The sequence below is a fragment of the Paenibacillus sp. LHD-38 genome, assembly GCF_031157315.1.
Lineage (GTDB): Bacteria > Bacillota > Bacilli > Paenibacillales > Paenibacillaceae > Pristimantibacillus.
The window spans coordinates 25,483-32,328 of sequence record NZ_JAVIFU010000062.1 but is presented as its reverse complement, the minus strand read 5'-3'; the positions used below and the strand labels follow the sequence as shown (position 1 = coordinate 32,328).

Sequence of the window (6,846 nt, the reverse complement as noted above, 5' to 3'; positions counted from 1 at the left end):
ACGTGATCAGGCATGATTTCCATTTCCACAATCTCAGCTCGAAGTTCTTCTGATTTAAGCTGGAACAGTTCTTTTAATCTTGCATCAATAGGAGGTATTAGAACTTTGCGTCTATATTTTGGGCAAAATACAACATGGTACTTACAGTCAAATGTTACATTGTGATTACTTTCCACTACTCGCTGTGACATCGATTCACCCCAAGAAAATTATACCACAAAACAGTAGATTGCCATACGCTATCTAATGTCGGGTGATTAAGGCAGCTTTAGCTGCCTTTCACCCGAAGCACCTTACATCCCCATAGCTAAAGCAAGGGGTTTTTCGGCGCTTAATTATAAAAAAGAAAAAGACCTCCCCATGAGAGATCTCTTTTACGCTGTTCTGAATGTGCCTGTCGCTTTTATTTCCTCTTTGACGCCTGTGTAGGTGTGCAGTTTGCCGTGGTATACTAACTCAAGCATAGAAGTGTTCTCCAGATCAGCGGGGGTAACAAACAGTGACGGCTTATTGACCAGGTTCACTCCGCTTTCCTCAAAAACGGATGCCACGAATTGTGAGCAAAAATAAGCGTAATCCCGTTTCATCTCAATGTTAAGCATGATGCCGAACATGCCGAGCAGGTTATACTTGTATTGATCGCTGTTCTTTTCCATGTAGTGGATCTGATTTCTAATGTTTATATAGGAGCAATGGCTAATTGTGCATCTGTATAAAGCGCAGGTTGAATTCTCAAAAAATTCGCCTCGAACATCCTCTTTCACAAAACCGGCAAAAAACGGATTGTTAGGATTCTTTCGGCCGAAGCTGTAAACCTCGTTCAGATTGCTGTCAAAAGCGATCGACGCATGATTTAGCATATTCTTCGTATACCATCTTATCGTCTTCGAAAATAATGTCCCCGTGTTCGTTAAGAGCACATAGATTTCCTTATCTCTATTCATGCCGTACTACCTCCACATTAAAGAACTTTCATCTAGGTATTAACTTTAATGCAGGAGAACGAAATTCTAAACCTGCTCAGGTAATAGCCCTAACCCCGACCTTAGTCCAGTTCTGTAAGTATAGTGTGACAGAGGGCCGTTTACCAACCTCTTCTACTTTCATAACCTAACTTCATATTACTGGATTTTCTCTTTTTACTCAATAAGGAACTCGCCCTTTTCTCCCTCTTGGTTAAAAAAATGTTAAGATTTTCTTGCAGGACAAATGATATAGTAGGAAAAGATTGACACCGTTCATAACCTATCTATATGCAACAAATCTTCATTTAGTATAGTGTATCATGTATATCCATTTGCAGCGGAGGCGTTTTCATGGAATGGTTCACCCGTTATAAAGCACAGCTGGCGCAAGTTTACAGCATGGCGGAAGCCCGTATTGCTCTGTTTCCCGAGCCGCTGAATACGATTGGTCTCGTTTACGCGGATAAGTTCAACCCGGTTAAGCATGAAAGCGGCAAGGATTATATATGCAGCCTGCTGCCCTACTGGGTGAAAAAGCCCAGCGGAATCAGCGATTCGCAGTGTGAAAAGCTCGCATTAGCTAATGTTTATGGGATGCTTTATTTTTTCATTCAGGATGATGTGATGGACAGTCAGCCTTCTTTGGGCTGGAAGGAACAGCTTGCCCTCGGCAATCTTCTTTTGCTCGAAATGTTTGGCGTATTCCGTGAGCTATTTCCTTCGCATTCGTTATTTTGGAGCTATTATCATCGTTATGTGACGATCTGGGCCGAAAGTGTAACGAATGAGCACCGCGACGATTATTTTATCCGGAATCCCATCCGGACGGCTGGCAAAGCCGGCCCCGTCAAAATCGCCTGCACTGGCGCTCTGCTGTTAACGGATCGTACAGAGTTAATCGAGAAGCTGGAGCATGCAATTGATATTGTGCTGATGACGCTGCAGATGGCTGATGATTACGCGGACTGGAAGGAAGATCTTGCAGACGGCAGCTACAACGGTTTATTGGCGATGATCGCCTCAAATCGAACGGCAGATACGCATTTAACGGAAAAGGAAGCTGAAAATGAGATTTATATACGGGGATGCATGAAGCCGTATATACAACGCTCAATCAAAAACCACACGAATCTTCTTGCATTAGAGACAGAGACCGATGAGTTAGTAGACTTTCACTCCTACATCATGAATCATTTAATTCATACATATGAGACGATAGAATCAAACAAGAAGCATCTCATCAAGGGAGGATTCAACTACTTTCTATCTAGAAATTACATATAAAAGGTACAATAGTTTCTATTAAATGTCGAATAATTGAAATTTTATATAGAATTTGTCGAAAGGACATGATAGACTGGGTATGGTAAACTTATACATATTCGGAAGGGTGATTATTGTGTCCGCAGAAAAATCATTGCAAGACCAAATTATTCAAAAAGCTTGGGAAGATGCCGATTTCAAGAAAGAGCTTCTCGCCAATCCGAAAGCAGCCGTTAAAGAAGCTTTTGGCATTGATGTACCGGATACAATTGAAGTTGAAGTCGTCGAAGAATCGGCTAATAAGTTCTATCTAGTTCTCCCGCAAAATCCTGCAGAGCTTAAAGATGCAGAGAGCGTAGAAGGCGCAATGTGGCAATAGAATTTCAAAAAAAAAGCGCTGGTTGCTCTTACATAAGCAACCAGCGTTATTTATTTGCAGAAGGAATCAGGATAATTGCTTCGGTGCCAAAACCCTTCTTACTATGAAACTCTACTTTCCCTTGCATAACTTCGATAATGCGAAAGGTAACCATTAAGCCTAAACCTGTTCCTTTCGTTTTCTTGGAATAATAAGGCTCCCCAAGTCTCTTCAGATCAGCCTCATGCATCCCCTCCCCGTTATCTTTTATTCGAATGACTACATTATTAGAGTCATCCATGTAGGCTCGAATAGCGATAACGCCTTCTTTATCCAAAGCTTCAATACTATTTTTAATAATATTTATAAGTGCCTGCTTCAGCTTGGATGAATTACCCCGTACAAATAACTCCTTCTCCAAATCAACCTTGATTACCCCGCCCTGCATGGTCGCTAAGGGTACCAATATTCCTTCAATTTGCAGAAGCTCTTCTGCAATATCTAGAAGAGTTGTATTTTCAAGCTGGGGTTTCGCGAATGTTAAAAAATCTGTAATAATCTCTGAGGCACGATCCAATTCGTCTATAGCCAGTACCATAAAGCTTTTATCCTTATCATTCGCCGTTTTCTCACGCAGGAGCTGAAGAAAGCCCCTCGTCACTTGCAATGGATTACGCACCTCATGCGCTACAGAAGCGGCCAACTGACTAATGATTTCCATTTTTTCGGAGCGTTGGAGCTCATTATTGAATACTTCCAGCTGCTTCGAGTATTTTACTACCTGTTCATAGTTATGTAATATTCTTCTTGCCAAAATAATAACAAGCGCTGCTATAAAACTTAGAATAGCCCATTTCCAATAAAACAGATCATAGTTCATATCTTTAATAAAATACCAAATAACTTCCGATACCCCAACGACAGAAAAGATACCAAAACCAGTCGTTAAAATAATAGCTTCTTTATTTCGCTGGAGGCAATAATTTATAAGCAAAACGATAAGCAGTACGTTCCCAATAACGATTGAGCCTCCAAAAGATACAATCGTAACCATCGTATAAATTTCTTTTATTTGATCTGATACAAAGGAAAGAGTCAACAAAATGACAGTCATAATAAATAACATAAATTGAATTTTCCTAAACTTAGTTATGAGTCCAAATGGGCCCCTTCCAAAAATTTTCTCAAAAAAGAAATAAATCGCAGGCATAAATAACCCTGAGGCCACATCAAACGAATAATAAATAAAGATTCCATACTCTCCGTAAATGGTATGCAGGTATGGAGAATAAGAAATAATCATCAGACCAATAGAGAAAATAACAACACACAGAGAACTCCAACCAGCTAAATATGCTTTACTCAAAAAAATAATACTTAAAAACATAGCCAATGATACAAATAATAGGGCTGCTCCTAATACGACATCAAGCATGTCATGCTTCATGAAGTCTTTGCTCAAAGTCTGGTTTTCACCTAACCGTATTTGTTTCTTTAGTCCTAGCCAATCGGCATTGGTATTTAGAAGCATATAAATCATTTCACCTGATTCATCTGCATTTAATGAAAGCAGGATTTCATTTCTATTATATGGATAATTCCGATTGGACTCGTAAACGAGCCGATCCTCAACATAAATCGTCACATCTTTAGCAGTCAATTCACTAATTAATAATGTGGGTCTTGCTAATTCAAATTCAGGCAGTTTGAATCTCAACCATGCGGATTTTAAGTTAGCTGGTTTCTCCGGGAGCGTATCCTTATAGGAAATGGACATCCATTCCATTGATTGCGAGTTACTGATCAAATCTTCGATCGTATGATTGGAATTATCCTGCCAACTCATTTCCCACTCCGTTATTTCAGTAGTCGGTGAATTCGTTAATGCGTAGGAAGGCGCAATTAGGAAGGAAGTAATAAGCAGTAACGATAGGATGAAGACTAATACGAATTTACGTAATGCTTTCATAATGCACCTCGAAATGTCGAATATATAAAACATCTACTACACTATATTTCGACAATCTTCGATACAGCTCCTTCTAACATTTACCTATTTTCCAAAAAAAAAAGTAAACAACTGATGTAATGCAGGCTAATCACAAGCGTAAACGGCTGTCGCCGTCCTTAGTGGCAAAAGCTATCGTTTCGCGGAGATATATAAGAACATTTATAAGTGAAAACTTATAAATTCTTATATATTAAAAAAGACTGCCCCCGCCGATCATCGTGATCATTGGGGGCAGCCTGCCCTTTTCCTTTAAAAGGTCCTTTTCTTAATCGCCACGCGGCGAAGAAGGAAATAATTCATGGCCATCGTGAAAGCCAGCACAAGAACGGCAAGCAGGACAACTACCGCCAGCGGATTTCGCTCAACATCTAATATCAACTGAAGCAGCTTCCCGATCCAATCTGAGGATAAAACAGCCTCCATTGCCATAGCTGGCAGAAGGGCGACGATGGAGAATGCGATGCCCATTTGCCAATGAAAACGGGGAAATCCGGAGCCGATCAGCCATCCGCTGCCAAAGTAGGCAAAGAACAAGAAGAAATATTCGAAAAAAATCCAGACTGGCTGCGCGGAAGATGTAAAGAGATGCGGATTTTGCAGCTCCAGCTGCCAATGATTTTGATTATATACGAATTGCTCAACAAGATAGCCAGCCGTCATAGTGAGTCCGAATAAAGCAGATACTGCGGTTACGACTAGAATCATGCCGCCTATGAAATGTTTCCTCGTTACACCGTTGGAAACAAAGCTGGCTAATGATAGCGGGGTCAGCATGATGCCGATGACCATAAGAAAGATTTTGGGTGATACGGATGCGCTCTCCCAAACGCCTTGCAAACCAAGCTCTTCATCAATGACGGCGTTGGAGGTCTTTAAATAGGCAATGCCTACAAAAATCGCAATATAGATGAGCCAATAATAGACAAAGGTCCATCGGAAGCTGTATATCATATGCCGCGCTACGTTCAGCACAGGATGTTTTCTCTTGCCGCTCATTGCTCATCCCCTCGTTTCTTCGTCATATGAACGAACAAATCCTGAAGCGATACAGGTCCGAGTTCAAGTCCCTCCGCAAGCGCGCGCTTACGAAGTTCTTCCGTTAACTCTCCGAACACGGTGACGGATTTTGTTTTGCCCAGCTTTTTTTCCCCGAGCACCGTCAAGCCTTCCACAAAACGATCCACAGCCTCGCTTGCCCCTGTAATAGCTGCCCCGCGCGCCCGCACCGCTTCGGTTTCCTCATGCATAATAAGACGGCCTTGATCCAAAATAAGCACTTCTTCGAACAATGAGCCTACCTCCTCGATCAAATGCGTGGATAAAATAAACGTGCGGGGCGTTTCCATATAGTCATTCAAGATTTCATCGTAGAAGGCATAGCGCGACGGTGCATCCATACCGAGATAGGCCTCGTCAAAAATCGTGACCGGAGCGCGGCTAGCCATCCCTATTGTTACGCCAAGCGCTGATTTCATGCCTCGGGAAAGCGAGGACACACTTTTTTTCATAGGAAGATCATATTGCGTTATGAGACGCTTAGCATATTCGGCATCCCAATTAGGCCAGCAGCTTGCCGCAAGCTTTAACACGTCACGAACATTGGAGCTTTCTGCCATAAAGCCGCTTTCTTGGATGAAGCATACCTGCTCCATGATTCGCGCATTTTCGAAGGGTACCTCACCGCCAATGGTTACAGTGCCATTCGACTGCTCGCGGAAAGAGGCCAGGACCGACAACAAGCTTGTTTTCCCTGAGCCGTTCCTGCCCAGAAGCCCGTATATTTTACCGCCCTCCAGCTTGAATGACATATCCTTGATCGCCGCAAAAGAGCCATAGCGCAGCTGTAAATCCTTCACTTCAATCGTAAGCGTCATTCCGGATCCCTCCCGTTTGCCTGCTCGATTCGCCCAATGATTTCCGATACCGGCACACCGATTTTGGCGGCTTCAGCAAGCATCTGATCAACGACCTCTTCAAAAAAACGCTCCCTGCGCTGTACAAGCAGCGACTGCCTCGCTTCACCGCTCACAAACATGCCAATTCCCCTTTTCTTATACAAAATGCCTTCCTCCGTTAATAAATGAAAGCCTTTCGCTGCCGTAGCCGGGTTTATGCGGTAAAAAGCTGCATATTGATTCGTAGACATAATCTGCTCATCCTCCTGCAGAACGCCGCTTACGATGTCATCTTTAATTTTGTCAGCTATTTGCTGGTATATGGGACTACGGTCGTCAAACATCTCATCACCT

General features: G+C 42.4%; 8 protein-coding genes. 2 read left to right on the top strand and 6 right to left on the bottom strand.

Annotated features, from left to right (window positions below):
- Both tnpA and RCO25_RS30565 read right to left on the bottom strand, forming a co-directional pair.
- Positions 1-191, bottom strand: a 191-nt coding sequence (gene tnpA, locus RCO25_RS30570) for an IS200/IS605 family transposase (RefSeq protein ID WP_308999862.1), incomplete at its 3' end; no start/stop codon positions are given.
- 183 nt (positions 192-374) lie between these two features.
- Positions 375-944 carry a hypothetical protein gene (locus tag RCO25_RS30565; RefSeq protein ID WP_308999861.1) on the bottom strand — a complete coding sequence of 190 codons (570 nt, stop codon included), beginning with the start codon at positions 942-944 and terminating at the stop codon, positions 375-377.
- Positions 945-1,316: 372 nt separating this feature from the next.
- On the opposite strand from RCO25_RS30565, the gene RCO25_RS30560 reads away from it, so the two are divergent.
- Positions 1,317-2,249, top strand: coding sequence for a hypothetical protein (locus tag RCO25_RS30560; RefSeq protein WP_308999860.1), 933 nt, complete (start codon positions 1,317-1,319; stop codon positions 2,247-2,249).
- A 115-nt stretch (positions 2,250-2,364) separates the two neighbouring features.
- Entirely contained in the window at positions 2,365-2,607 is a 243-nt protein-coding gene (locus RCO25_RS30555) for an NHLP leader peptide family RiPP precursor (RefSeq protein ID WP_308999859.1), read from the top strand.
- 46 nt (positions 2,608-2,653) lie between these two features.
- On the opposite strand, the gene RCO25_RS30550 is transcribed toward RCO25_RS30555, so the two are convergent.
- The 4 genes from RCO25_RS30550 to RCO25_RS30535 form a co-directional block, all read right to left on the bottom strand.
- A complete protein-coding gene (locus tag RCO25_RS30550) occupies positions 2,654-4,555 on the bottom strand; it encodes an ATP-binding protein (RefSeq protein WP_308999858.1) in 1,902 nt (633 codons plus the stop codon).
- A 291-nt stretch (positions 4,556-4,846) separates the two neighbouring features.
- Positions 4,847-5,593 (bottom strand): hypothetical protein, encoded by a 747-nt coding sequence (locus RCO25_RS30545; RefSeq protein ID WP_308999857.1) that lies wholly within the window; start codon positions 5,591-5,593, stop codon positions 4,847-4,849.
- Positions 5,590-6,471: an ATP-binding cassette domain-containing protein gene (locus RCO25_RS30540; RefSeq protein ID WP_308999856.1), complete on the bottom strand. Its 882-nt coding sequence runs from the start codon at positions 6,469-6,471 to the stop codon at positions 5,590-5,592. The genes RCO25_RS30545 and RCO25_RS30540 overlap by 4 nt, the downstream gene beginning before the upstream one ends.
- A complete protein-coding gene (locus tag RCO25_RS30535; protein ID WP_308999855.1) occupies positions 6,468-6,836 on the bottom strand; it encodes a GntR family transcriptional regulator in 369 nt (122 codons plus the stop codon). Before RCO25_RS30535 ends, RCO25_RS30540 begins: the two co-directional genes overlap by 4 nt.
- Positions 6,837-6,846: the final 10 nt, after the last annotated feature.